Source organism: Streptomyces sp. MB09-02B (genome assembly GCF_033794485.1).
GTDB lineage: Bacteria > Actinomycetota > Actinomycetes > Streptomycetales > Streptomycetaceae > Streptomyces.
Window position 1 is genome coordinate 22,184 of sequence record NZ_JARGEE010000002.1, and the last position, 23,829, is coordinate 46,012.

Consider the following 23,829-nt stretch of genomic DNA (forward strand, 5'->3'; position numbering starts at 1 on the left):
CCGTGGAAGCTGCGGCAGAGCCGCGAGGGGCTCAGACAGCGGCCAGCAGCTCCCCCGCCGCCTCCCGTTCCACCATCTCACGCAAGGGACCTTCGGCCAGGGCCAGTTCCGTGTAGGTCCCGCGCTGCACGACGCGCCCCTCCGCCAGTACGACGACTTCGTCCACCGCGTCGAGGCCGGCCAGCCGATGGGTGATCAACAGGGTCGTACGGCCCTCGGTCGCGGCCAGCAGATCCGCGGTGAGCGCGTCAGCCGTCGGCAGGTCCAGGTGCTCCGCGGGCTCGTCGAGAACGAGGACCGGAAAGTCGGCCAGCAGCGCGCGGGCGAGCGCGAGCCGCTGACGCTGACCGCCCGACAGCCGCGCCCCGTGCTCGCCGATCAAGGTGTCGAGCCCGTCCGGCAGTTCGTCGGCCCAGTCGAGCAGCCGTGCCCGCGCGAGCGCGTCCCGCACCTCCCCCTCACCGGCGTCCTTCCGGGCGAGCAGCAGGTTCTCCCGCACCGAACTGTCGAAGAGGTGCGCGTCCTGGGCGCACAGCCCCACGAGCCGTCGTACGGCGTCCCCGTCGAGCGTGCTCGCGTCCACGCCGCCCAGTGTGTACGTCCCTTCGCGCGCGTCCAGGAACCGCAACAGCACCTGCGCGAGCGTCGTCTTGCCCGCTCCCGAGACGCCGACCACGGCGATCCTGCGGCCCTCTTCGAGGGTGAGGTCCAGCGCGGTGAGCGCGTTCCGGTCCTGGCCGGCGTACCTCGCGCCGAGCCCTTCGAGCCGCAGCGGGAACGGCGACACCGGCGCCTCGGCCGACACCTCCGGTTCGCGGACGGGGCCGGGGGTGTCCAGCACCTCGTACACGCGCTCAGCGCTCCTGCGCACCCGCTGGCGGAACTGGACGGCGAGCGGCATTCCCAGCACCGCCTCGAACGCGGCCAGCGGGGTGAGCACGACGACGGCCATGGCCACACCGCTCAGCCGCCCGTCCACGACCGCGTGGGCGCCGAAGAGCGCGGTCGCGGCCACGGTGAGCCCGGAGACGAGGGCGGTGAGACCGTCGCCGAGCGCGGTGGCCGTGGCGGCTCGGGAGGCGATCCGGGTGAGCTCCCGATCGGCCCGGCGCGCCTCCGCCGTACGCGCGGGCAGGGCGCCCGCGACCGCCAACTCGGCGGTGCCGGTGAGCAGATCGGCGACACGCGTGGCGAGCACGCCACGGGCCGGCGCCAGCCGGTACTCCGCCCGCCGGGCCACGGCCCCGGTGACGAGGGGCACCCCGGCCCCGGCCGCGAGCAGTCCGACGGCCAGAGCGGCTCCCGCCTCGGGCAGCAGCCAGGCGGTGAACCCGACGGAGGCGGCGGACACGGTCACGGCGGCCCCGGCGGGCAGCAGCCAGCGCACCCAGTAGTCCTGCAACGCGTCGACGTCGGCGACCAGCCGTGAGAGCAGGTCGCCCCGTCGGATCGTGCGCAGTCCGGCGGGTGCCAATCGCTCCAGTCGCCGGTAGACGGTCACCCTCGTGTCGGCCAGCATCCGCAGCACGGCGTCGTGCGACACCAGCCGCTCGGTGTACCGGAACACCGCCCGTCCGATCCCGAACGCCCTCGTCGCCGTCACCGCGACCATCAGATACAGCACCGGGGGCTGCTGGGACGCCCGCGAGATCAGCCATCCGGAGGTCGCCATCAGCCCGACCGCACTGCCCAGCGCGAGGCTGCCGAGCAGCAACGCGAGGGCGAGTCGGCCCCGTCGCGGTCCGGCCATCCGGCGGACCCTGCTCAACACGCTTTCGTGCTGCTCCAGTGGCAGGTGTTCCCCGGGCGTCGGCTCCTGGGCCTCCTCCCGTTCCACCCGGGGGGACGCGGCGACCGCCCGTTCACGCTCGGCGGCCGGTGCCGCCCCGCGCCCGGTGGCTCCCTCCAGCCGCACCACCCGGTCCGCCACGCCCAACAGTGCCGGCCGGTGAACCACCAACAGCACGGTCCGGCCCACGGCCAGCCGCCGTACCGCCTCCACGATGTCCGCCTCGGTCTCCCCGTCCAACGAGGCGGTCGGCTCGTCGAGGAGCAGGACGGGCCGGTCGGCGAGGAACGCCCGGGCGAGAGCGAGCCGTTGTCGCTGCCCGGCGGAGAGCCCGGCGCCGTCCTCACCGAGGACCGTGTCGGCCCCGGCGGGCAGCGCGTCCACGAAATCGAGCGCTCCCGCGTCGGTGAGCGCTCGCCGTATCGCCGTGCCGTCCGCGTCAGGACGGGCCAGCCGTACGTTCTCCGCGATCGATCCGGCATACAGGTGCGGCCGCTGCGGCACCCAGGCCACGTGCGACCGCCACTCGGCCAGGTCGAGCGAGGCGAGATCGGCTCCCCCGACCCGCGCCACGCCCGCCGTGGCCTGCGTGAACCCCAACAGGACGTTCAGCAGGGTCGACTTGCCCACGCCGCTCGGCCCGACGAGGGCCACCGTCTCGCCGGGGGCCACGGTGAAGGAGGCGTCGGAGACGGCGTCGTAGGACCGACCGGGGTAGCGGACGGTCACACCGTCGAAGCGGAGACCACCCGCGGGCGACACCTTTCCGGTGCCGGACGCCGGCAGCGGCGTCTCCAGGACCTCGAAGATCTCTTCGGCCGCCGCCAGCCCCTCGGCGGCCGCGTGAAACTGGGCGCCCACCTGCCGGACCGGCAGATACGCCTCGGGAGCCAGGACGAGGATGACCAGACCGATGTACAGGTCCATCTCGCCGTGCACGAGCCGCATGCCGATGGTGACCGCGACCAGTGCCACCGAGATCGTCGCGAGCAGTTCCAGCGCGAAGGACGACAGGAAGGCGATCCGCAGCGTTCGCATGGTGGCCTGGCGGTACTCGCCGGTGATCCGCTTGATCGACTCGGCCTGGGCCTTGGCCCGGCCGAAGACCTTCAGCGTGGGCAGCCCGGCCACGACATCCAGGAAGTGCCCCGACAGCTGTGACAGCAGCCGCCACTGACGGTCCATCTGCGAGCGGGTGGCCCAGCCGATGAGCACCATGAAGACCGGGATCAGCGGCAGGGTTCCGACGATGATCGCCGCCGACACCCAGTCCTCGGTGACGATCCGCGCGAGGACCGCGACAGGCACGACGACCGCGAGGCCCAACTGCGGCAGATAGCGCGAGAAGTAGTCGTCGAGCGCGTCGACCCCACGGGTGGCGAGGGCGACCAGCGAGCCGGTGCGCTGCCCGCTCAGCCAGCCGTGCCCCAGTGCGGTGGCCCGGTCCAGGAGCCGCCCTCGCAGCTCCGACTTCACCGCCGCACTCGCACGGTGGGCGGCCAGTTCGGTGAGCCAGGAAACCAGGGCCCGGCCGAGCGCGACCGCGGCCAGGAGCAACAGGGGAGTGCGGAGTTCGGAGACCGACATCCCGTGCTGGAAGGCGCCGACCACCACTTCGGCGATGAGCATGGCCTGCGCGACGACGAGCGCGGCTCCCGCAACACCCAGTCCGACGACGACCGCCAGGAAGAAGCGGGTGGCACGCGCGTATCGCAGCAGTCGTGGGTCGATCGGTTTCACGTGAAACACCCTCTTCTCAGCAGGCATGTTTCACGTGAAACATGCCTCTTCGGACTGGAGGGGTGTGTTTCACGTGAAACATCGTCAAACACACCCCGCACCGGGATTCAGTGCACCGTCTCGGCGATGTGCTGCGTACCGATCCGCTTGCGGAACACCCAGTAGGTCCACCCCTGATAGAGCATGACCACCGGCGTGGCGATGGCCGCGCACCACGTCATGATCTTCAGGGTGTACGGGCTGGACGAGGCGTTGGTGACCGTGAGGCTCCAGTCCTCGTTCAGCGAGGACGGCATGACGTTCGGGAAGAGCGTCAGGAACAGCATCGCCACGGCGGCCACGATGGTGACCCCCGACAGCGCGAACGCCCAGCCCTCGCGCCCTGCCCGAACCGCCGCCAGCGCCACCAGCAGCGCGGCGACCGCCACGACCGCAGCGACCAGGGAAGCACCGTCACCCTTCTCGATCTGCGTCCAGAGCAGGAAGAGCAGCGCCAGTCCGGCTGTCACAGCACCCACGCGCAGTGCCAGCGTGCGCGCCCGCTCACGAATGTCCCCGACGGTCTTGAGACCGACGAACACCGTTCCGTGGAAGGTGAACAGCGTCAGGGTGACCAGACCGCCCAGCAGGGCGTACGGGTTGAACAGGTCGGCGAGGCTGCCCACGTACTCGAAGTCGCGATCGATCTTCACCCCGCGCACGATGTTGGCGAAGGCCACGCCCCACAGGAAGGCGGGGAGCAGCGAGGTCCAGAAGATCGCCGTCTCCCAGTTGCGCTGCCAACTCTCCTCGGGCCGCTTCACCCGGTACTCGAAGGCCACACCGCGGACGATCAGGCAGACCAGGATGAGCAGCAGCGGCAGATAGAAGCCGGAGAAGAGAGTGGCGTACCACTCGGGGAAGGCGGCGAAGGTCGCGCCGCCCGCCGAGAGCAGCCAGACCTCGTTGCCGTCCCAGACGGGCCCGATGGTGTTGATGAGGACCCGCTTCTCCGGACGGTTGCGGGCCAGCAGTTTGGTGAGGACACCGACCCCGAAGTCGAAGCCCTCCAGGAAGAAGTAGCCGGTCCACAGGACGGCGATGAGGACGAACCAGACGTCGTGAAGTTCCATGACTGTGCTCCCTTGGCCCGGTGCGGCCTAGTACGAGAAGGCCATCGGCTTGTCGGCGTCACGGGAGTCGCCGCCGATCTTCGTGGGCGGGTTGAGGTCGGCCTCCGTCAGCTCGGGCGGCCCCGCCTTGACGTACTTGACGAGCAGCTTGACCTCGACGACGGCGAGGATCGCGTACAGCGTGGTGAAGACGATCATCGAGGTGATGATCTCGCCCTGGGAGACACCGGGGGAGACCGCGTCCTCGGTGCGCAGCACGCCGTAGACGACCCAGGGCTGACGGCCCATCTCGGTGAAGATCCAGCCCCAGGAGCTGGCGATCAGCGGGAAGCCCAGGGTCAGGACCGCGATGCGCCAGTACCACTTGGTGAGCGTCGGACCGAGGGCCTTCTTCGGCAGCAGTACGAGATGTGGCACCTCGTCGTCGCCGACCCGCAGATGCTGCGGCAGCAGGAACTTACGGCGGGTGAGCCAGAGGCCGGCCGCGCCGATCGCGACGGACGCCATGCCGAAGCCGATCATCCAGCGGAAGCCCCAGTAGGCGACGGGGATGTTGGGCCGGTAGTCGCCGGGCCCGAACTTCTCCTGCTCGGACTTGTTGACGTCGTTGATGCCGGGGACGTACGAGTCGAAGTCGTCGTTGGCGAGGAAGGACAGCAGGCCGGGGACCTCGATGGCCACCTTGTTGTGGCCCTCGTCGACGTCGCCGTAGGCGAAGACGGAGAACGGGGCGGGTGCCTCGCCGTCCCACAGGGCCTCGGCGGCGGCCATCTTCATCGGCTGCTGCTTGAACATGACCTTGCCGAGCAGGTCGCCGCTGATCGCTGTGAGCATGCCGGCGACCACCACGGTGACCAGGCCGAGGCGCAGCGAGGTCTTCATCATCGGGATGTGCTTCTTGCGGGCCAGATGGAAGGCGGCGATGCCGACCATGAAGGCTCCGCCGGCGAGGAAGGCCGCCGCGAGGGTGTGGAAGACCTGGGTCAGCGCGGTGTTCTGGGTCAGGACGAGCCAGAAGTCGGTGAGCTCGGCCCGGCCCTTCGCCTCGTTGATCCGGTAGCCGACCGGGTGCTGCATCCAGGAGTTGGCCGCGAGGATGAAGTACGCCGACAGGATCGTGCCTATGGAGACCATCCAGATGCAGGCCAGATGGATCTTCTGGGGGAGCTTGTCCCAGCCGAAGATCCACAGGCCGATGAAGGTGGACTCGAAGAAGAAGGCGATCAGCGCCTCGAAGGCGAGCGGGGCTCCGAAGACATCACCGACGAAGCGCGAGTAGTCGGACCAGTTCATGCCGAACTGGAACTCCTGCACGATGCCCGTGACGACACCCATCGCGATGTTGATCAGGAAGAGCTTGCCCCAGAACTTGGTGGCCTGGAGGTACTTCTCCTTCCCGGAGCGCACCCAGGCGGTCTGCAGCCCCGCGGTCAGCGCGGCGAGCGAGATCGTCAAGGGCACGAAGAGGAAGTGGTAGACGGTCGTGATACCGAACTGCCATCGCGCCAGAGTCTCCGGCGCCAGAGCGAGGTCCACGTCTTCTCCTTACATGCCGTGGCACTGCGGCAGCCTGTCCCGGGTGACACGTACATCTCAGGACAACCAGGACGCGCTTGTGAACGCGTTCACATTCACAAGCAATTATGACATGGCTGTTCGAGGCTCAACCCTGGGGTCCCCAAAAAGACAAGGGGTCCGGAGAAAATCCCCGAACCCCCTGGTCAGTGGCCGTCCAGCGCCCTCAGGCGCCCCGCTAGAGCTCCTTGCGGAAGGTCTCCGTCACCTTGAGGAGGATGTCGTTGGCCTCGGTCTCGCCGATCGTCACCCGCACACCCTCGCCCGGGAACGGCCGCACGACGACCCCCGCCTGCTCGCACGCGCCGGCGAACTCGACCGTGCGCTCCCCCAGCCGCAGCCAGACGAAGTTCGCCTGCGTGTCCGGGACGGTCCAACCCTGGCCGCGAAGCGTCTCGACGACCCGGTTCCGTTCGCAGACCAGCGAACCGACCCGGCCGAGCAGCTCGTCCTCGGCGCGCAGCGAGGCGACTGCGGCGTCCTGTGCGAGTTGACTCACACCGAACGGCACGGCCGTCTTCCGCAGCGCGGCCGCCACCGGTTCGTGAGCGATCGCGAATCCCACCCGTAGCCCCGCGAGCCCGTACGCCTTCGAGAAGGTGCGCAGCACACAGACGTTCGGCCGCTCGCGGTAGAACTCGACGCCGTCCGGTACCTCGACATCCCGCACGAACTCGCGGTACGCCTCGTCCAGCACCACCAGCACATCACCAGGCACCCGATCGAGGAACCGCTCCAGCTCGGCGCGGCGGACCGCCGTGCCCGTCGGGTTGTTCGGGTTGCAGACGAAAATCAGCCGGGTCCGGTCGGTGATCGCGTCCGCCATCGCGTCCAGGTCGTGCACATCACCCGGTGTCAAGGGCACCTGCACGGACGTGGCCCCACTGATCTGCGTGATGATCGGATACGCCTCGAACGACCGCCAGGCGTAGATCACCTCGTCGCCCGGCCCGGAGGTGGCCTGCAGCAGCTGCTGGGCCACACCGACCGAGCCGGTGCCCGTGGCGAGGTCCGTGACCGGCACTCCGAACCGGTCCGCGAGCTCGCTCATGAGCCCCGTGCACGCCATGTCCGGGTACCGGTTGAAGGACGCGGCCGACCCGGTCACGCTCTCGAACACGCCGGGCAGCGGCGGATACGGGTTCTCGTTGGAGGACAGCTTGTACGCCACCGGGCCGCCCGCGGCGGCCGGCTTGCCGGGCTTGTAGGTGGGGATACCCGCCAGCTCGGCTCGCAGCTTGGGGCTCGTCTCACTCACCGCAGTCCTCCTCGTCGACGTAATGCTTCTCACCTTATGAGGATTCGGCGCCCCTGCGAATGGCCTGTGGACAACCACGTCCGTACCGGCGTCCGTACCGTGTGCACACCTCCGCCGTACCTCCGCCGCCACACCCGCCCCAGGAGCATCAGCGCACGAAGGTGTACGAATCAGGGGGCGCGTCACGCATGGACGCACGCGCCGGTGGCTCACGCCGTAGCGCGCATCACCCGTCCAGGTGAGTTGAGACCTCTTCGAAACATCAGCTACTTGGCAGGCCCATGCGCGTCGACAAGTCACGTCCTGACATGGGATCGCTCAACTCCCTTGCATTGCAAGGAAATTGCCCCCACCTGACCTTGCAGAAACGTGCCTGTCAACGGGTGCATATGCGTCCGCACTACCCCACCGCATGAGCCCTACTATCGGCTCGCCATGACAGCAGCAGGGAAGCACCAGGTGAGCCGCGCGGAAACTCCCCGCCGAGGCAGCCGGTCAGGCCGGGCGGGCATCCGGGACGTGGCCGCCGCCGCCGGAGTCTCCATCACGACCGTTTCCGACGCCCTCAACGGCAAGGGCCGGCTCCCGGACGCCACCCGACGCCATGTACGCGAGGTCGCCGACCGACTTGGCTACCGCCCCTCGGCGGCCGCCCGAACTCTCAGAACCGGCAAATCGGGCCTCATCGGCCTGACCGTGACCACTTACGGGGATGAACCTTTCACCTTCACCGAGTTCGCGTACTTCGCGGAAATGGCGCGGGCCGCCACCTCGGCCGCGCTGGCCCGGGGCTACGCCCTGGTCATCCTCCCCGCGACCTCGCGGCACGACGTGTGGTCGAACGTCGCCCTGGACGGCACCGTGGTCATCGACCCCTCCGACCACGACCCGGTCGTCAGCGAACTGGTCCGCCAGGGATTACCGGTGGTCTCCGACGGCCGACCGGCGGGCTCGCTGCCGGTCACCGCATGGGTCGACAACGACCACGAGGCCGCCGTCCTCGGCATCCTCGACCACCTGGCCGACGCGGGCGCCCGCCGGATCGGCCTCCTGACCGGTACGTCGACGGACACGTACACCCACCTCTCCACCACCGCATACCTGCGCTGGTGCGAGCGCGTGGGCCAGGATCCTGTCTACGAGTCCTATCCTGCGCACGATCCGTGCGCCGGGGCCGTCGCCGCGGACCGACTGCTGGCCCGGCCGGACCGCCCGGACGCGGTCTACGGCCTCTTCGACCCGAACGGCACCGATCTGCTCGCCGCGGCCCGGCGTTACGGTCTGCGCGTCCCCGACGACCTGCTGCTCGTCTGCTGCAGCGAGTCGGCGGTGTACGCAACCACCGAGCCGCCGATCACCACGCTCTCGCTGAAGCCGCGTCGGATCGGCACGGCTGTGGTCCAGCTCCTCATCGACGCGATCGAAGGGGTCGAATCGGACCGACCGGTCGAGCAGGTGATACCGACGGAGTTGATCGTGCGGACCTCGTCCGAGCGGCGTCCACCGCGCAGGACGGTCAGCCCGCCACGATCACCTGAAGCGGGTTGACGCCCCACTTGAGGATCCGAACGGGAATCGGGCGGGGAGAGCCCCGCCCAATTCGGGAGAAAACCGCGGTGAACTGGGGCCCTGCGCCATTTCACCACCCCTGGGTCATCACACGGCGCGATCCGCATTCCTATGATGGGCGCACACACCGCGCGGGCCGCTGCGACCAGGCAGTCCGATGCGGTGCAGATGCGGGCGATGGTGGTGGAGGGGTCGATGACTCAGGGGGCCGGTCAGGGACCCGAGGTGCGGACGCCGACGGTGCGCGATTTCCGCGTGCCCGCGTACGTCCACGAGGCCGGTCCGTACGGACACTCCGCGGACCCCGGCGAAGCCACCGGGCCCGCCGAGGATCCTGAGGGCTACCCCGAGGGCTACACCCCGACCCAGCGAGACCTTCCGGTGATCAACCGGGGAGACACCCTCCAGGTCGTGATCGACCCGGAGGCCACGGCGGCCGAGTCGTCCTCCGCCCGGCCGAGCCCTCTCTTCGTCGTCGGGGACGTCCACGGCTACCTGGACGAGCTCCTCGCCGCACTCCGCGAGAAGGGCCTCGTCGACGCCGCGGGCAACTGGTCGGCGGGCACCGCCCGGCTCTGGTTCCTCGGCGACTTCACCGACAGGGGCCCGGACGGCATCGGCGTCATCGACCTCGTGATGCGCCTGTCCGCCGAGGCCGCCGCGGCCGGCGGCTACTGCAAGGCCCTCATGGGCAACCACGAGCTGCTGCTGCTGGGCGCCAAGCGGTTCGGCGACACCCCCGTCAACTCCGGCGCGGGCACGGCCACCTTCCAGGCCGCCTGGCTCCTCAACGGCGGCCAGAAGACCGACATGGACCGCCTCCAGGACCACCACCTCCAGTGGATGGCCCGTCTGGACGCCATGGAGGAGGTCGACGGCCACCTCCTGGTGCACTCCGACACCACCGCCTACCGCGACTACGGCGACTCCATCGAAGCGGTCAACGACACCGTCCGCGAGACGATCACGCGCAACGACCCGGACGAGGTCTGGGACCTCTTCCGCAAGTTCACCCGTCGCTTCTCCTTCCGCGACGAGGGCGGGGCCGACGCCGTGCGCTCGCTGCTCGAAACGTATGGCGGCAGCCGCATCGTCCATGGTCACAGCCCGATTCCCTACCTCCTGGGAGAGGTCGGCTCGGAGGAGGGCGAGGACGGCACGGGCCCCTCGGTCGACGGACCGTACACCTATGCGGACGGTCTGGCCGTCGCCATGGACGGCGGCGTGACCATGGCCGGAAAGCTGCTGGTCCAGGAACTTCCACTGCCTACCTGAGCCGTCAACGGGCAGGCGTCCACCGTCGGAAGACTTCGCTGGCCAGGGGCCAATTTCTTCAAACCCCCTGTCACCGCCTGCCGTCACCGCTCTACCATCGGCTTATCCGTAGCAGGCTCCCCTCCGTTTCTGCCCGACGGCTCGTCAGCATGCCGAGCCACAAGCCCTACGGAGCATCGGGGGATGCAGATGAACAGCGTTCCGCAGCACCTGCTCAGTGAGGACCGCCAGGAATACGAGCGGATCCTCGGCGAGGCGCTGCGCTCCGCACCACACCGCCCGGAATTCGCCGCCGGTCTCCAGCGGCTCAACACCGAACAGCTGCGCACGATGGCCCTCAACGCCTCGGCGATCATCACAGCCGCCGCGGCCACCGAATACCAGTACTACGTCAAGGTCCGCGACGAATTCCGCAGCCCGTCGTCGGCCACGCCCGCCGCAGAGGGGACGACGTCCGGCTCCAGCGAGCCGGACGGCTCCACGGTGGGGCTCGCTGCCACCATGGGCGAGGTCACGGAGGCTGCGGGTGCGGGCGCCGGTGCCGTCGCCGCGGTGCTCGCTCCGGTCCTCGCCGGAACCGCGGCGGTGCTCTTCCTGCTCGTGGGATACGTCATGAAAGCGCTCGATCCCGAGCGGGCGATCGCCGAGACCCTCCTCACCACGGGGTGGGTCTTCGGCGCGGTCACGGCGGCGGCGATCCTGGTGGCCGCGGTCGGCCTCCTGCTCACCGCCCTGCGCAACAACGCCACCGCGCTCCTCGACGACGAAGCGCGCAGCGAGCTGAACGAGGAGTTGACCCGGGCCAGGGAAGCCTGGCGCGAGGCCCTCCTGGAACGCGGCATCCTGCCGTTCCTCCGCGACGCCCTCGCGAACCCGGGTCCGGCGCTGCTGCTGGAGCCGGACCGCCCGACCCCACCCAGCCGTATGCCGCATCTCGGCTACGACCGTCCGAGCTTCAGCAGCAGCCCGGACAGTGGCGGCGCCCGCTCCCGGCCCAGCTACAGCAGCCCGGACTTCTCCAGCCCGGACTTCGGCGGCCCGGAGCACCAGCCGGACTGACAACGACCGCGATCAGGCAGCGGGAGCCGCACCCGAGCCCACTTCCCGGCCGTACGTGACGCTCCCGCCTCCGCGAACTCCTTGGACGTCTCCCGATGCCCAGGGCCCACTGCCTGCGCCACCGAGCACCAGAACTAGCCTCTGCTCACACAGTTCTGGGGGGACGTGCAGATCGAGAGCCCACCGGACGTCTGCGACCAAGCCGCGAACAGGTTGAGCGTCTGACGACGGCGCAGCGCGCCTGACGGAGCGGCGGTGCTCCCCTGAGCCCCGTGCCTCAGGGGAGCAGGCGACTGACGTCAGTCCGCCATCGGCAGATACACCCGGTTCCCCGCCTCCGCGAACTCCTTGGACTTCTGGGCCATGCCCGCCTCGATCTCGGTCCGGGAACCACCGTGCTCACGACGGATGTCCTGGGAGATCTTCATCGAGCAGAACTTCGGTCCGCACATGGAGCAGAAGTGAGCCGTCTTGGCCGGCTCGGCCGGGAGCGTCTCGTCGTGGAACTCGCGGGCCGTGTCGGGGTCGAGGGCCAGGTTGAACTGATCCTCCCAGCGGAACTCGAAGCGGGCGTCCGACAACGCGTCGTCCCACTCCTGTGCACCCGGGTGTCCCTTGGCGATGTCCGCCGCATGGGCCGCGATCTTATAGGTGATGACGCCGGTCTTCACGTCGTCACGATTGGGCAGTCCCAAGTGCTCCTTGGGCGTGACGTAGCAGAGCATCGCCGTGCCCCACCAGGCGATCATCGCGGCACCTATGCCGGAGGTGATGTGGTCGTACGCCGGTGCGACGTCCGTCGTCAGCGGGCCAAGCGTATAGAACGGAGCCTCATCGCAGATCTCCTGCTGCAGATCGATGTTCTCCTTGATCTTGTGCATCGGGACATGTCCCGGGCCCTCGATCATGGTCTGTACGTGGAAACGCTTCGCGATCCGGTTCAGTTCCCCGAGCGTGCGCAACTCCGCGAACTGCGCCTCGTCGTTGGCGTCCGCGATGGAGCCGGGCCGAAGGCCGTCGCCGAGGGAGTAGGTGACGTCGTAGGCGGCGAGGATCTCGCACAGTTCCTCGAAGTTCTCGTAGAGGAACGACTCCTTGTGGTGGGCGAGGCACCAGGCCGCCATGATCGAGCCACCGCGCGAGACGATGCCGGTCTTGCGGTTCGCGGTGAGCGGCACATACGCGAGGCGCACGCCCGCGTGGACCGTCATGTAGTCGACGCCTTGTTCGGCCTGCTCGATGACGGTGTCCTTGTAGATCTCCCAGGTGAGTTCCTCGGCCTTGCCGTCTACCTTCTCGAGCGCCTGGTACAGCGGCACCGTGCCGATGGGGACAGGGGAGTTGCGCAGCACCCATTCGCGGGTGGTGTGGATGTTCCGGCCGGTGGACAGGTCCATGACCGTGTCGGCGCCCCAGCGGGTCGCCCACGTCATCTTCTCGACCTCCTCCTCGATGGAGGAAGTGACCGCGGAGTTTCCGATGTTGGCGTTGACCTTCACCAGGAACCGCTTCCCGATGATCATCGGCTCGATCTCGGGGTGATTGACGTTCGCGGGCAGTACGGCCCGGCCTGCGGCGATCTCCTCGCGGACGACCTCGGGCGAGACGTTCTCCCGGACGGCCACGTACTCCATCTCGGGTGTGATCTCCCCGCGTCGTGCGTACGCGAGTTGGGTCACGGCCTGACCGTCACGGCTCCGGCGCGGCTGGCGCGGCCGCCCAGGGAACACCGCGTCGAGATTGCGCAGTCCGCCTCGGGGCGAGGTGTGCTTGATCCCGTCGTCCTCGGGGCGGACGGGACGGCCCGCGTACTCCTCGGTGTCTCCCCTGGCGATGATCCAGTTCTCGCGCAGGGGGAGCAGCCCCCGCCTGACGTCGGTCTCCGCGGTCGGATCGGTGTACGGCCCAGAAGTGTCGTACAGGGTGACGGACTGTCCGTTGGTGAGGTGCACCTGGCGGACCGGCACGCGCAGATCGGGGCGTGAGCCCTCGATGTACGCCTTGTGCCAGCCGATGGACTTCCCGGCCTCCAGGGACTGTTCACCCTGGCTGTTCTCGCCCTGGGACGCGGCGGGTGCCCCGTCCCCCTGGCTGGAGGCAGGCGTGCGTGTGTCCTCGATGGTCATGAGACCTACTCCCTACGCCGGCATTACCCGGTAACAGGTTCAGCGGTCGACGCAGCAATTTCCGCCCGCCGATGTTCCACGTGAAACATCGCGTCTGCGGAGGTCAACGCCCTCTCAGCCCGGTGCTCCGAGCTCCCGCGTGTGCAAAGGTGCCTCCACGCTAGCGGCAGATGTGGCGCGGTGAACAGTGGGCATCGCTCGTTCTTGCGATGATCGGTCGGTGACCACGACGCAGCAGCCCCCGCCTCCGCCCCCCGAGCCGCCCCACGGCCATGGCCCTGGAAACGGCCATGGGCATGGCTCCGACGGTGGCCATGGATACGGCTCCGGAGGCGGCCACGGCTCCGGAGGCGGCCACGGCTCCGGAGGCGGCCACGACCAAGGCCCGTCCTCCGGCGGCGGCCACGGCCATTCCCACAGCCACAGCCACGGCCCCGCCGCGCCCGTTTCGCAGCACCTGCGCAAGGTCATCGCGGCGGTGCTGATCCCCTTCGCGACCGCGGTCGTCGTGGGTCTCGTCGTGCTCTGGCCCGGCGGCGCCCCGGCGCACGAACGCACAGGGGTGGGCTTCGACCGACAGACACAGCAGGCCACCGTCACCAAGGTCGAAGAGGTCAGCTGCTCATCGGTGAACGCCTCGGGCGAGACCCCGACCGGCGACACGTCCACCGCCGAGGGCTCGTCCGCCCAACAGCAGGCGAACGGCACGTGCAAGAAGGCCACAGTCCGGGTCGACACCGGCGACGACAAGGGCCGTACCTTCACGGAGATCGTCCAGCCGGACCAGTCACGGCAGTTGGAAGAGGGCCAGGAGGTCGTGGTCGCCTACGAACCCGCCGCGCCCAAGGACCTGCAGTACTCGGTCACCGATGTGAACCGGAAGTTCCCGATGGTGCTGCTCGCCGGGATCTTCGCGCTCTCCGTCGTGGTCGTGGGCCGGATGCGCGGCCTCATGGCGCTGGTGGCGCTGGCGATCAGCTTCCTGGTGCTGACCCTCTTCATCCTGCCGGCCATCCTTCAGGGCTCGAACCCGCTGGTGGTGGCAGTGGTCGGGGCGAGCGCCATCATGCTCATCGCCCTCTACATGTGTCATGGGCTCTCGGCCCGGACCTCCGTGGCGGTGATCGGCACCCTGATCTCGCTCCTGCTGATCGGCCTGCTGGGCTCGGGGTTCATCGGCTCGGCCTATCTGACCGGCAACACGGACGACAACACCGGTCTGATCCATGGGCTGTACCCGACGATCGACATGAGCGGTCTGCTGCTCGCGGGCGTCATCATCGGCTCGCTCGGCGTGCTCGACGACGTGACGGTCACCCAGACGTCGGCGGTCTGGGAACTGCACGAGGCCAACCCGACGATGGGCTGGCGGAACCTGTACCGCGCGGGGATCCGGATCGGCCGGGACCACATCGCGTCGGTGGTCAACACCCTCGTTCTCGCCTATGCCGGTGCCGCGCTGCCGCTGCTGCTGCTCTTCTCGATCGCGCAGAGCAGTGTCGGCACGGTCGCCAACAGCGAGCTCGTCGCGGAGGAGATCGTGCGCACGCTCGTCGGCTCGATCGGTCTGGTGGCGTCGGTGCCGGTGACCACCGCGCTGGCCGCCCTGGTCGTCTCTGCCGACCGTCCGAGCAGCGCCGAAGCGGCGTCCGCGCCCGCTCCGGCGCGCGGCGGAAGAGGGCGCCGCCGCAAGCGCTGAAGCGTTACGGCACCCCGGCGCCGTAACGTTCAGCCCGCGCTCTGCTCCTCCGCCAGGATGCGGTCCAGCGCCTCGTCGAGCAGTGCGTCGAAGTCGGCGAGGGAACGCTCCTGCCCCAGCGGCACGAGCTTGTCGGTGCGGTCCAGGAAGGCCACCAGTGGTGCTGTGCCGACCCGGAACATCGCCTGGTCGCTCCCCACTTGCAGCCGGATCAGGACCTCGCCGAACGTCTCCGGATCGGCGGGCGCGATGTGGACGTCCCCGTCCCCGCACGGCCGCCCCACCCCGTCGATGAGCAGCTCCCGCCCGAAGGCCCAGGTCACCGGGGCATCTCCGGGCAGGTGGAAGGTCAGCCGCACAGCGTAGGGATCACAGGTCTCGTAACGCAGCTCCACCGGAATGCGGAAGGAGAGCTCTTCCGAGACGAGGAAGCTCATCATGACCTCTGCCTGTACCGACTCGCGCATCGCCTACCCCGCCGTGTTCGTCGACTGGCCAGGAATCATCCGCCTGACACCCCTGGAAGTTTGCTGAAAGTACACGAGAGATCACAAGGAGTGATTTTTCAGATGCTGATAGAGATCGCGAGTGTCCCTAGTAGCTTTCCGATCTCGGTCTGCAACTGATGGGCCACCGGCAACAGACGGGCCGCCTGGTGCGATGGCAGCGAGATGGCGAGGGTCCCGGCAGTCGTCCCCACGGTGAGGGGAATCGCGGCACAGACCGTCCCCAGGGCGTACTCCTGCTGCTCTACCACCGGTTCCATACGCCCGAGGCGTCCGAGGCGCCGTAGCAGCGTCTCCTCGTCACGAACGGTGTACGGGGTGAGCGACTGCACCGGATAGCGGTCCAGGTGGTCGCGGCGGGCCTCCTCGCTCAACTGGGACAACAGGCACTGTCCGATGGCGTGGGCGTGCCCCGTCTCGCGGAAGTCGGCCCATTCCTCGACGGCCGGGGTCGTCGGGCTGTCGGCGACGCACATGACCTCGATCTCGCCGTCCCGGTAGATGGCGAAGTAGACGGGCACACCCAGGGCGTCCCGCCAGTGCGCCAGTGCCTCACCCACTGTGCTGCGACGTTTCTGCTGCGCTCCGCTGCTGCTCAGCCGCTCAGCCGCCTCGCCGAGGAAGAACAGCCCCTTCTCCCGGCGCAGATAGCCCTCGTGGACCAGGGTGCGCAGCAGGTGGTACGCCGTGGGCAGCGCGAGACCGGCGTCCCGTGCCAACTGTTTGGCGGGCGCTCCGTGTTCCCGCTCGGCGACGGCTTCCAGCAGCCGCATCGCCCGCTGCACGGAGCCGATGAGGGTGCCGGCAGTCGGCTCCGACACGGTCGCCGGGGCGGGAGAGGGGATGCGGGCCCCCCTCCCCGGCCCGGGCCCGTGCGAAGGCACCGAGCGGATGAGTCCTGTCGTCTGCGCCTGTTTCGGGAGCGGTGGTGCCGGCGGCTGGGCCTCGGTACAGGTCGACGAGGGCGGGCCCTGCACCGGCGACAGAGCCGATCCTGCGGCCGCCGGACGCTGCCCAGTCTGCCGGGCGGCAGGAGGCTCCGACCGCCGCACGTTCTCCTCGCCCGGCGAGGTACGCGGCTGCAGAGGGGGAGCCAGGGCCGTCGAGGGCGTCGTACGCGGAGGTGGCGTTGGGCCATGCGTCTCCGGGGCACGGACACGTGACGGCTCGGCAGTCGTCACAGGCGTCGCCCGCGGGCCCGGCTGCGTGGGAGGAACCGCGCTCTGAGGCGACCGGGAGCGCGGCCGGGCGGACGGGGAGAGCGGTTCTGCTGGTGCGGTGTCAGCCGTGGCCAAGGGTCACTCCCGGAGCGCGAGGAGGGCCGCCCGTGCGGGGGACACGGGAGGAGATGCGCCGCCCGCGGGGATCGAGCCCGCGACGAGTTTCCGGACTCTAGCCGTCCGTCACCACCCGTAGACCGCCCCGCCGGGAAACTTCCCCCTGGCGAGGGAACCTCACGTTCCTGTTACCGGCGCGCCCTGACCGGGCCTAACCCACTCACGCCACAGCCGTTGCACCGTACTGACGCCTCACCAGTCGCCACGCGACGAGGATCCCGCCGTGAACTTCCTGACGACGTAGATCAGTCCGCCGACCAGGGCCACGAAGACCAGCACCTTGAAGAGCAGGGTCACCACGACCTGGACGACGCTGACTATCAGCCCTCCGAACACCAGCAGGGCGATGACCGGCACCGCGATCCACTTCACCCACCACGGCATCCCCGCGAAGATCTCCCGCATCGCCCTTGCTCCTTGTGTCTCCACCCGTCGCCCGCCACCGGGGCACTGATTCCGGGCCTTCTGCTGTCCTGTCATCGATGCTAGGGCGAGGCGGGGGCGTTCCGGGGGCTTCGCACCCCTTGTCCGTCCCTGATCGTCCCCCTAGGGAACGCCGAAGCGGACGTCAGCCCTCCGGCGGAGAGAAGACCACCACGACCCTCAGGTCCTCGGTGATGTGGTGGAACTTGTGGGCGACGCCGGCCGGCACGTACACGACACTGCCGCGTGCCACCTGGGTCGTCTCCAGCCCCACCGTGAGCGAGGCACGGCCGCTCACGACGAGGTACACCTCGTCCTGGCTGTGCGGCCTCTGCGGATCGAGTTCACCGGCATCGAGCGCGTACAGACCGACCGACATGTTCCGCTCACGCAGGAACTGCAGATAGGCACCGTCGTTGGCGGCGCGCTCCGCCTCCAGTTCATCCAACCGGAATGCCTTCATCGACTTTGTCGCCCCTGCCCAGTACTCGTACCGATCGCTTCTGCCACGATCAGACACATGATGAATTTCCTAGTCAAGACGATCGCCAACGCGGGTGCCCTGGCGGTCGCGGTGTGGCTGGTCGACAAGATCACGCTGACCGGGGACAGCACGGGCAAGGAAGTCGGCACGCTGCTGCTGGTCGCCCTGGTCTTCGGCCTGGTGAACGCGGTGGTGAAGCCGCTCGTGCGGCTGCTGACCCTCCCTTTGTTCATCCTGACGCTCGGCCTGTTCACGCTGGTCGTGAACGCCCTGATGCTCCTGCTCACCTCGTGGCTGGCCGACGTCTTCAACCTGAGTTTCCATGTGGACGGCTTCTGGACCGCCGTTCTCGGCGGCCTGATCATCTCGATCGTCTCCTGGGCGCTCTCCCTCGTCCTGCCCGACGGGGACTGAGGGCCGCATGACGTACCGAGTCTGCTTCGTCTGCACCGGCAACATCTGCCGTTCCCCGATGGCCGAGTCCGTCTTCCGCGCCCATGTGGAGGAGGCGGGGCTCGGCGGGCTGGTCGAGGTCGACAGCGCCGGCACCGGGGGCTGGCACGAGGGCGACGCCGCCGATCCGCGCACGGTCTCCGTCCTGGAGTCGAACGGCTACGACAGCGTCCACGCGGCCCGGCAGTTCCAGGTCTCGTGGTTCTCCCGCCTCGATCTCGTCATAGCCCTGGACGAAGGCCACCTCAAGGCCCTGCGCCGCCTCGCGCCCACGGCGGCGGACGCGGACAAGATCCGCCTCCTGCGCTCCTACGACCCAGCCGCCGGCGACGACCTCGACGTTCCGGACCCCTACTACGGGGGCATGGACGGGTTCGAGGAGTGCCTGGAACTCGTGGAGGCCGCGAGCCCAGGCCTGCTGGCCGCCGTACGCGAGAAGGTGGAGGTAGGGGCCGCATGAGCACGGAGAACCCCGCTTCGGGCCCCGGCGAGGGCACCCGAGCGGTGCGCGCGGGCCTGCCCGAGCCCGTCAAGCACGAGCCCACCCTCCCCGGGCCGGTCTTCGCCGCCCATTACCACCTGCCCGGCGAGCCCACCGGCCCGTACGCCTACGGACGCGACCAGAACCCCACCTGGACGCTTCTGGAACGCGCCATCGGCGAACTGGAGGCCCCCGGGCAGGACGACGTCGAGACGGTCGCCTTCGCCTCCGGCATGGCCGCCATCTCGGCCGTTCTCTTCTCCCAGGTCCGCTCCGGTGACGTCCTCGTCCTGCCGAGCGACGGCTACAACGTGCTGCCGCTGGCCGGTGAACAGCTGCGGTCGTACGGCGTCGAGGTGCGCAGCGCGCCGACGGGCGGCGACGCCCAGCTCGACGCTCTGGACGGCGCCCGGCTGCTGTGGATCGAGACGCCGTCGAACCCGGGACTGGACGTGTGCGACGTGCGGCGGCTCAGCGAAGCGGCCCGCGCGCGGGGGTGTCTCGTGGCCGTCGACAACACGCTGGCGACGCCGCTGGGACAGCGTCCACTGGCTCTGGGCGCCGACTTCGCCGTGGCCAGCGGAACGAAGCAGCTGACCGGCCACGGGGACGTCCTGCTCGGGTACGTCGCCGGACGCGACCCCGCGCTGATGGCCGGTGTGAGGCGATGGCGCAAGATCGTCGGAGCGATCCCGGGGCCGATGGAGGCCTGGCTCGCGCACCGCTCGCTCGCCACGCTCCAGCTGCGTGCCGAACGGCAGAACGTCAACGCCCTGGCGGTGGCCGAGGCGCTCAAGGGCCGGCCCGAGGTCACCGGGGTGCGCTATCCGGGGCTGCCCGACGATCCCTCACACAAGATCGCGTCGCAGCAGATGCGGCGCTACGGGTGTGTGGTGTCGTTCGCGTTGCCCACGCGCGCGCGTGCCGACCGTTTCCTCGACGCGCTGCGTCTCGTGGACGACGCCACGAGTTTCGGCGGAGTGCGCTCCACCGCAGAGCGACGCGGCCGCTGGGGAGGTGACGCGGTTCCGGAGGGATTCATCCGTTTCTCGGCCGGCGCGGAGGACACGGACGATCTCGTGGCGGACGTACTGCGCGCCCTCGCTGTTGCTACCGACTAGTACCGCGCTACGTACAACGGACGGTCCGAGCCTCCCCCCTCGTGGCTCGGACCGTCCCCGGTTCCGCGCGTGAAGAACCGCGCGAACAAGGCTAGTTGACTCTGTGTCAGTGTCCAATCACAGTAGCGACAGGGGCCTATCGACTTATTTATAGTTGGGCGCTCCGGAGGCGGCGCGGGAGGCGACCATGGATCTGGCCTTACTGCGGACGTTCGTGACCGTGCACCGGGCCGGTTCCTTCACTCGTGCCGCCGCTCTGCTCGGCCTGTCGCAGCCGGCCGTCACCTCCCAGATACGCACTCTGGAACGCCAGTTGGGCCGCCCACTCTTCCTGCGCAAGGCCCGGGGGGTGACGCCGACGACCATCGGCGACGAGCTCGCCCACAAAGCGGCGCCGCATCTCGACGCGCTGGTGGAGATCGCCGAGACGGGCCTCGACGACGAGTCTTCCTTACGGACCCTCCATCTCGCCGGACCTCCGGAGTTCACCGCCGAGCGGGCCCTGCCCGCGCTCACCGAGCTGACCGGCGACGACGGCCAGGCTTTCGCGCTGCGGGTCTCCTTCGGAGACTCGGACGCGGCACTGGAGGGCCTCGCAGCCGGACACCACGACCTGGCCATCACGACCGCCCAGCCGCGTGGTGCCCTGCTCACCGCGACCGCGCTCTGCGACGAGGAGCACGTCCTGGTCGCCGCCCCACGCTGGGCGGACGTGATCGGTCCGGGCAGGCCGGGATGCAAGGGGGCGCACACGCTGGAGGAGCTTCCCCTCGTCGAGGTACACGAGTCACTGCCCTTCGTCGCCCGCTACTGGGCCTCGGTCTTCGACGCCCGGCCCGCCACTTCTGGGACCGTCGTCGTCCCGGACCTGCGCGCGGTCATCGCCTGCGCGGTCTCGGGCGCCGGACTGGCCGTGGTCCCCCGCTACCTGTGCGCTTCCGCCCTGGAACGCGGTGACCTCGTCACGCTCCTCGAACCCGCGGTGCCCCCGTTGCGGACCTATTTCCTGGTGGTCCGTACCGGCACGCTGGCCATGCCGCACATCGCGCGGGCGCACGAGTGGCTGCTGGGGACCGCGGCGAACTGGTCCTGAGGCACCCTCTGAGCTCTGGGCAGAGGGGGTGCCGGCCGCGGACCGCCCGCGAGCGCCGGGTGCACCTCTTCCTCGCCCCGGTGATGTTTCACGTGGAACATGCGGGGCCACATTTCTCCCATGACCGTACGACCCGTGGTCAAGCGCACCGCCCGCGCCGTCCTGCTCGACGGCGACGACCTGATCCTGATCAAGCGGACCAAGCCGGGCATGGATCCCTACTGGCTCACGCCGGGCGGCGGTGTCGAGCCGGAGGACACCACTGTCGTCGACGCGCTCCACCGCGAAGTGCACGAAGAACTCGGCGCCAAGATCACCGATGTGGTGCCCTGTTTCGTGGACACCGTCGAGCACATCGGCGAGGACGGTGGCGCCACCGGGGTGAAGGTCCAGCATTTCTTCGTCTGCCGGCTGGAGTCCATGGACCCCTCCAAACGACACGGGCCCGAGGTGGACGAGCCTCTGGGGGAGTACGAGATCGTGCGCATCCCCTTCACCCGGGTCGGCATCGCCTCCGTACACCTCGTCCCGTTGTCCCTGCGGCACTACCTGGACGGGAACATCGAGGGCGTACGGGCGATGCACGCGCCGGACCTGGGCTGAACGTCCGGACCTGGGCTGAACGTCCACGGACGACCGCCGGACACCAGCCGCTCGCCCGGTCCAGGCCGTCAGCCGCTGTGCTGGTCCGAGCCGTCAGTCCCCGGCGGCCACCAGTTCCTCCACCGAGTCGTGGCGTATGCGGTCGGCGGGGATACCGGCTGCCTTCAACGCGTCCACCCCGCTGCGGATCATGCCGGGCGGTCCGGAGAGGTAGGCGTCGTACCCGTTCCAGGGCCCGTGGTCACGTATGGCGTCGGGCAGTTGGAGCAGTCCGTGCTTGTCCACGACCGGGCGAACCTCGAGCCACGAGTTGCTCTGCTGCAGCCGTAGCAGGGAGTCGAGGTCATAGAGGTCCTGGCCGGTGCGGGCTCCGTAGAAGACCTCGACGGGGCGGTGCCGTCCGTGTTCGGCCACGTCCTCCACCATGGCCTTGATCGGCGCTATACCGGTGCCCCCGCCCATACAGAGCAGGCCGCTGTCGCTGGTGTGGTCGACGGTCATCGCGCCGGCCGGCGGTCCCAGTCGCAGCACGTCGCCGGGCCGCGCGCGGTGTACGAGAGAGTTGGAGACCCAGCCCGCGGCGATCGCCTTCACATGGAACGACAGCAACCCGTCCGAACGGGGCGCGGAGGCGAACGAGTAGTGCCGCCAGATCCGCGGCCACCAGGGGGTCTCCAGGCTCGTGTACTGCCCGGCGAGGAAGGGGTACGGCTGGTTCGGCCGGACGGTGAGGATCGCTGTGTCAGCCGTTCGCAGATCGTGTGAGACGACCTCGGCGAGCCACCATGGCGGGGAACGCAGTTCGTCCGCGGCCGCCGCGTCGATCATCACCTGGGAGATCGTCGTGTACGCCCGGACCCAGGCGGCCTCGGTCTCGTCGTTCCAGCTCGCCTTGGCGTACCGGCTCAACGCGCCGATCAGACACTCTCCGACGGCCGGGTAGTGCTCGGCCTGGGTCCCGTACTTGCGGTGGCCACGGCCGAGGTTCTGCAGGTAGTCGACGAGGACGGGAGTGTTGTCGATGTGCTCGGCAGCGGTCAGCAGCGCCTTGAGCAAGCGGTCGCGCTGGGCGTCCATCGCCGGGGGAAACATCGAGCGCAGCTCGGGGTGCTGGACGAAGAGCAGCGCGTAGAAGTACGAGGTGACCTTGTCGGCCACGGGTCCGACCTCGGCCATGCTCCGGCGGATGAGAACGGCGTCGGGGGAAGCGGTCGCAGTGTGTCCGGCACGTTCGTCCGGCACGAGCGGGTCGAAGACGGAGTGGTCGGGGTCGTGATCCGGGTGGGGCGGAGGGCTGAGTGGGGCGCTGGGAGGAAGGTCCGCGCCGGTCTGTATTCGCTCCCGCGCGGCGCCTTCCCGCTGCTGCGGACCGTTCGGTGGCTCTTGGGGGCGGCCCACGGGCCGCAGGCCTGCGAGGCGATTGCCGTCCGGCTCCTGGTCCCCGCCAGGAGGCGGCGGCGATGTGCGAGGCGTGAACCATCCGCCTCCGTCAGCGTCCCCCGAAGTACCGTTGTCGGCCGACGTGGTGGTCGGAGCGTCCATGGTCTGCCTCGCCTCGAGCATCTTTCGGTCGATCTGCGTACGGCCTCCAGCCGGAAGTCGCACGTTTTCCCCCGCGGACGGCCTTGCTCTTTCCCCGTCGACCAATGCGGCCACATTCAACCCGGATTCCCGCTCCGTACGGACAAGTAGATGAGAGTGTGACGTGAGCCGCAGCAACCACGGCAGCGTTCCACAGCGCGCGAACACCCCGTCTCGTAGCGGCAAACGCAGGTTCTCGATCTCCCTGTCCGGTTAGGCTGCATTGAGCTGCGTTCGCACCCCCACCATGAGACGACTGCATCTCACTTCGGACACGAACCGGACTCGACCCTACCGGCAGGGCCGCCGCACACAAGTCCCCCCTGGCCATACCGGCAATTCAGCGGGTGCGAATCAGTGATTCCTTCAATTACCGGGTACGCCATACCCCTTCATAGGCATTTCACAGATCCTGCGTCCCCGCGCACGCACACGAACAACAACCCCTCCGATCGCGGATCTCCGCCACCTGCCCCGAATGCGTCACATCATGGATCCAAGTCCGGCCGCGCCTGTGCGCGTATGTCCAGAGGCGGATGTTTCAC

General features: G+C 69.1%; 19 protein-coding genes and 1 riboswitch. Of the genes, 9 read left to right on the forward strand and 10 right to left on the reverse strand.

The features are described from left to right. Window positions 1–31: 31 nt before the first annotated feature. The 4 genes from cydD to hisC form a co-directional block, all read right to left on the reverse strand. Window positions 32–3,529, reverse strand: coding sequence for a thiol reductant ABC exporter subunit CydD (cydD, locus tag P1P70_RS00615; protein ID WP_413471398.1), 3,498 nt, complete (start codon window positions 3,527–3,529; stop codon window positions 32–34). Between the two features lie 107 nt (window positions 3,530–3,636). Beyond that, a complete protein-coding gene (gene cydB, locus P1P70_RS00620) occupies window positions 3,637–4,641 on the reverse strand; it encodes a cytochrome d ubiquinol oxidase subunit II (protein WP_319233609.1) in 1,005 nt (334 codons plus the stop codon). A 27-nt stretch (window positions 4,642–4,668) separates the two neighbouring features. Next, complete coding sequence (locus P1P70_RS00625; RefSeq protein ID WP_319233610.1) at window positions 4,669–6,177, reverse strand: cytochrome ubiquinol oxidase subunit I; 1,509 nt, start codon at window positions 6,175–6,177, stop codon at window positions 4,669–4,671. 217 nt (window positions 6,178–6,394) lie between these two features. Further along, window positions 6,395–7,474 (reverse strand): histidinol-phosphate transaminase, encoded by a 1,080-nt coding sequence (gene hisC / locus P1P70_RS00630; protein ID WP_319233612.1) that lies wholly within the window; start codon window positions 7,472–7,474, stop codon window positions 6,395–6,397. Window positions 7,475–7,909: 435 nt separating this feature from the next. On the opposite strand from hisC, the gene P1P70_RS00635 reads away from it, so the two are divergent. From P1P70_RS00635 to P1P70_RS00645, 3 genes are all read left to right on the forward strand, one after another. Continuing rightward, window positions 7,910–9,022: a LacI family DNA-binding transcriptional regulator gene (locus P1P70_RS00635; protein ID WP_319233614.1), complete on the forward strand. Its 1,113-nt coding sequence runs from the start codon at window positions 7,910–7,912 to the stop codon at window positions 9,020–9,022. Between the two features lie 216 nt (window positions 9,023–9,238). Further along, window positions 9,239–10,318 (forward strand): metallophosphoesterase, encoded by a 1,080-nt coding sequence (locus P1P70_RS00640; RefSeq protein ID WP_319233616.1) that lies wholly within the window; start codon window positions 9,239–9,241, stop codon window positions 10,316–10,318. A 183-nt stretch (window positions 10,319–10,501) separates the two neighbouring features. Next, window positions 10,502–11,377: a hypothetical protein gene (locus tag P1P70_RS00645; protein WP_319233618.1), complete on the forward strand. Its 876-nt coding sequence runs from the start codon at window positions 10,502–10,504 to the stop codon at window positions 11,375–11,377. Between the two features lie 299 nt (window positions 11,378–11,676). Here P1P70_RS00645 and thiC read toward each other — a convergent pair whose 3' ends face one another. After that, the gene (gene thiC / locus P1P70_RS00650; RefSeq protein WP_319233619.1) at window positions 11,677–13,503 is read right to left on the reverse strand and encodes a phosphomethylpyrimidine synthase ThiC; all 1,827 of its coding nucleotides are present in this window, start codon (window positions 13,501–13,503) and stop codon (window positions 11,677–11,679) included. Continuing rightward, a riboswitch (TPP riboswitch) is annotated at window positions 13,496–13,652 on the reverse strand. It overlaps the preceding gene by 8 nt. 71 nt (window positions 13,653–13,723) lie before the next feature. On the opposite strand from thiC, the gene P1P70_RS00655 reads away from it, so the two are divergent. Then, the gene (locus P1P70_RS00655; protein WP_319233621.1) at window positions 13,724–15,202 is read left to right on the forward strand and encodes a YibE/F family protein; all 1,479 of its coding nucleotides are present in this window, start codon (window positions 13,724–13,726) and stop codon (window positions 15,200–15,202) included. Window positions 15,203–15,231: 29 nt separating this feature from the next. Here P1P70_RS00655 and P1P70_RS00660 read toward each other — a convergent pair whose 3' ends face one another. The 4 genes from P1P70_RS00660 to P1P70_RS00675 all read right to left on the reverse strand — a co-directional run bounded on the left by P1P70_RS00660 (window position 15,232) and on the right by P1P70_RS00675 (window position 17,931). Then, window positions 15,232–15,669 carry an SsgA family sporulation/cell division regulator gene (locus P1P70_RS00660; protein WP_033530686.1) on the reverse strand — a complete coding sequence of 146 codons (438 nt, stop codon included), beginning with the start codon at window positions 15,667–15,669 and terminating at the stop codon, window positions 15,232–15,234. A 98-nt stretch (window positions 15,670–15,767) separates the two neighbouring features. Then, the gene (locus P1P70_RS00665; RefSeq protein ID WP_319233688.1) at window positions 15,768–16,493 is read right to left on the reverse strand and encodes an IclR family transcriptional regulator; all 726 of its coding nucleotides are present in this window, start codon (window positions 16,491–16,493) and stop codon (window positions 15,768–15,770) included. Between the two features lie 744 nt (window positions 16,494–17,237). Continuing rightward, the gene (locus tag P1P70_RS00670) at window positions 17,238–17,450 is read right to left on the reverse strand and encodes a DUF5326 family protein (protein ID WP_319233622.1); all 213 of its coding nucleotides are present in this window, start codon (window positions 17,448–17,450) and stop codon (window positions 17,238–17,240) included. Between the two features lie 163 nt (window positions 17,451–17,613). Further along, entirely contained in the window at window positions 17,614–17,931 is a 318-nt protein-coding gene (locus P1P70_RS00675) for a cupin domain-containing protein (protein WP_033530837.1), read from the reverse strand. A 57-nt stretch (window positions 17,932–17,988) separates the two neighbouring features. Here P1P70_RS00675 and P1P70_RS00680 point away from each other — a divergent pair, with 57 nt between their 5' ends. The 5 genes from P1P70_RS00680 to P1P70_RS00700 all read left to right on the forward strand — a co-directional run bounded on the left by P1P70_RS00680 (window position 17,989) and on the right by P1P70_RS00700 (window position 21,703). Next, a complete protein-coding gene (locus P1P70_RS00680) occupies window positions 17,989–18,366 on the forward strand; it encodes a phage holin family protein (RefSeq protein ID WP_319233624.1) in 378 nt (125 codons plus the stop codon). A 7-nt stretch (window positions 18,367–18,373) separates the two neighbouring features. Next, on the forward strand, window positions 18,374–18,865 hold the full coding sequence (locus tag P1P70_RS00685) for a low molecular weight protein-tyrosine-phosphatase (protein ID WP_319233626.1): 492 nt from the start codon (window positions 18,374–18,376) through the stop codon (window positions 18,863–18,865). Further along, window positions 18,862–20,007, forward strand: coding sequence for a cystathionine gamma-lyase (locus P1P70_RS00690; protein ID WP_319233628.1), 1,146 nt, complete (start codon window positions 18,862–18,864; stop codon window positions 20,005–20,007). Before P1P70_RS00685 ends, P1P70_RS00690 begins: the two co-directional genes overlap by 4 nt. A gap of 187 nt (window positions 20,008–20,194) precedes the next feature. Further along, window positions 20,195–21,100, forward strand: coding sequence for a LysR family transcriptional regulator (locus tag P1P70_RS00695; RefSeq protein ID WP_319233630.1), 906 nt, complete (start codon window positions 20,195–20,197; stop codon window positions 21,098–21,100). A 120-nt stretch (window positions 21,101–21,220) separates the two neighbouring features. Further along, window positions 21,221–21,703 (forward strand): NUDIX domain-containing protein, encoded by a 483-nt coding sequence (locus P1P70_RS00700; protein ID WP_033530680.1) that lies wholly within the window; start codon window positions 21,221–21,223, stop codon window positions 21,701–21,703. 93 nt (window positions 21,704–21,796) lie between these two features. Here the strand turns inward: P1P70_RS00700 and P1P70_RS00705 are convergent, their stop codons facing one another. Next, on the reverse strand, window positions 21,797–23,266 hold the full coding sequence (locus tag P1P70_RS00705) for a globin domain-containing protein (protein ID WP_319233632.1): 1,470 nt from the start codon (window positions 23,264–23,266) through the stop codon (window positions 21,797–21,799). Window positions 23,267–23,829 lie beyond the last annotated feature (563 nt).

Coding starts and splice junctions, on each gene's coding strand:
- cydB (WP_319233609.1), bottom strand. CDS start 4,641: ATGGAACTTCACGACGTCTGGTTCGTCCTCATCGCCGTCCTGTGGACC.
- P1P70_RS00635 (WP_319233614.1), top strand. CDS start 7,910: ATGACAGCAGCAGGGAAGCACCAGGTGAGCCGCGCGGAAACTCCCCGC.
- P1P70_RS00640 (WP_319233616.1), top strand. CDS start 9,239: ATGACTCAGGGGGCCGGTCAGGGACCCGAGGTGCGGACGCCGACGGTG.
- P1P70_RS00645 (WP_319233618.1), top strand. CDS start 10,502: ATGCAGATGAACAGCGTTCCGCAGCACCTGCTCAGTGAGGACCGCCAG.
- thiC (WP_319233619.1), bottom strand. CDS start 13,503: ATGACCATCGAGGACACACGCACGCCTGCCTCCAGCCAGGGGGACGGG.
- P1P70_RS00660 (WP_033530686.1), bottom strand. CDS start 15,669: ATGCGCGAGTCGGTACAGGCAGAGGTCATGATGAGCTTCCTCGTCTCG.
- P1P70_RS00670 (WP_319233622.1), bottom strand. CDS start 17,450: ATGCGGGAGATCTTCGCGGGGATGCCGTGGTGGGTGAAGTGGATCGCG.
- P1P70_RS00675 (WP_033530837.1), bottom strand. CDS start 17,931: ATGAAGGCATTCCGGTTGGATGAACTGGAGGCGGAGCGCGCCGCCAAC.
- P1P70_RS00680 (WP_319233624.1), top strand. CDS start 17,989: ATGATGAATTTCCTAGTCAAGACGATCGCCAACGCGGGTGCCCTGGCG.
- P1P70_RS00685 (WP_319233626.1), top strand. CDS start 18,374: ATGACGTACCGAGTCTGCTTCGTCTGCACCGGCAACATCTGCCGTTCC.
- P1P70_RS00690 (WP_319233628.1), top strand. CDS start 18,862: ATGAGCACGGAGAACCCCGCTTCGGGCCCCGGCGAGGGCACCCGAGCG.
- P1P70_RS00695 (WP_319233630.1), top strand. CDS start 20,195: ATGGATCTGGCCTTACTGCGGACGTTCGTGACCGTGCACCGGGCCGGT.
- P1P70_RS00700 (WP_033530680.1), top strand. CDS start 21,221: ATGACCGTACGACCCGTGGTCAAGCGCACCGCCCGCGCCGTCCTGCTC.
- P1P70_RS00705 (WP_319233632.1), bottom strand. CDS start 23,266: ATGCTCGAGGCGAGGCAGACCATGGACGCTCCGACCACCACGTCGGCC.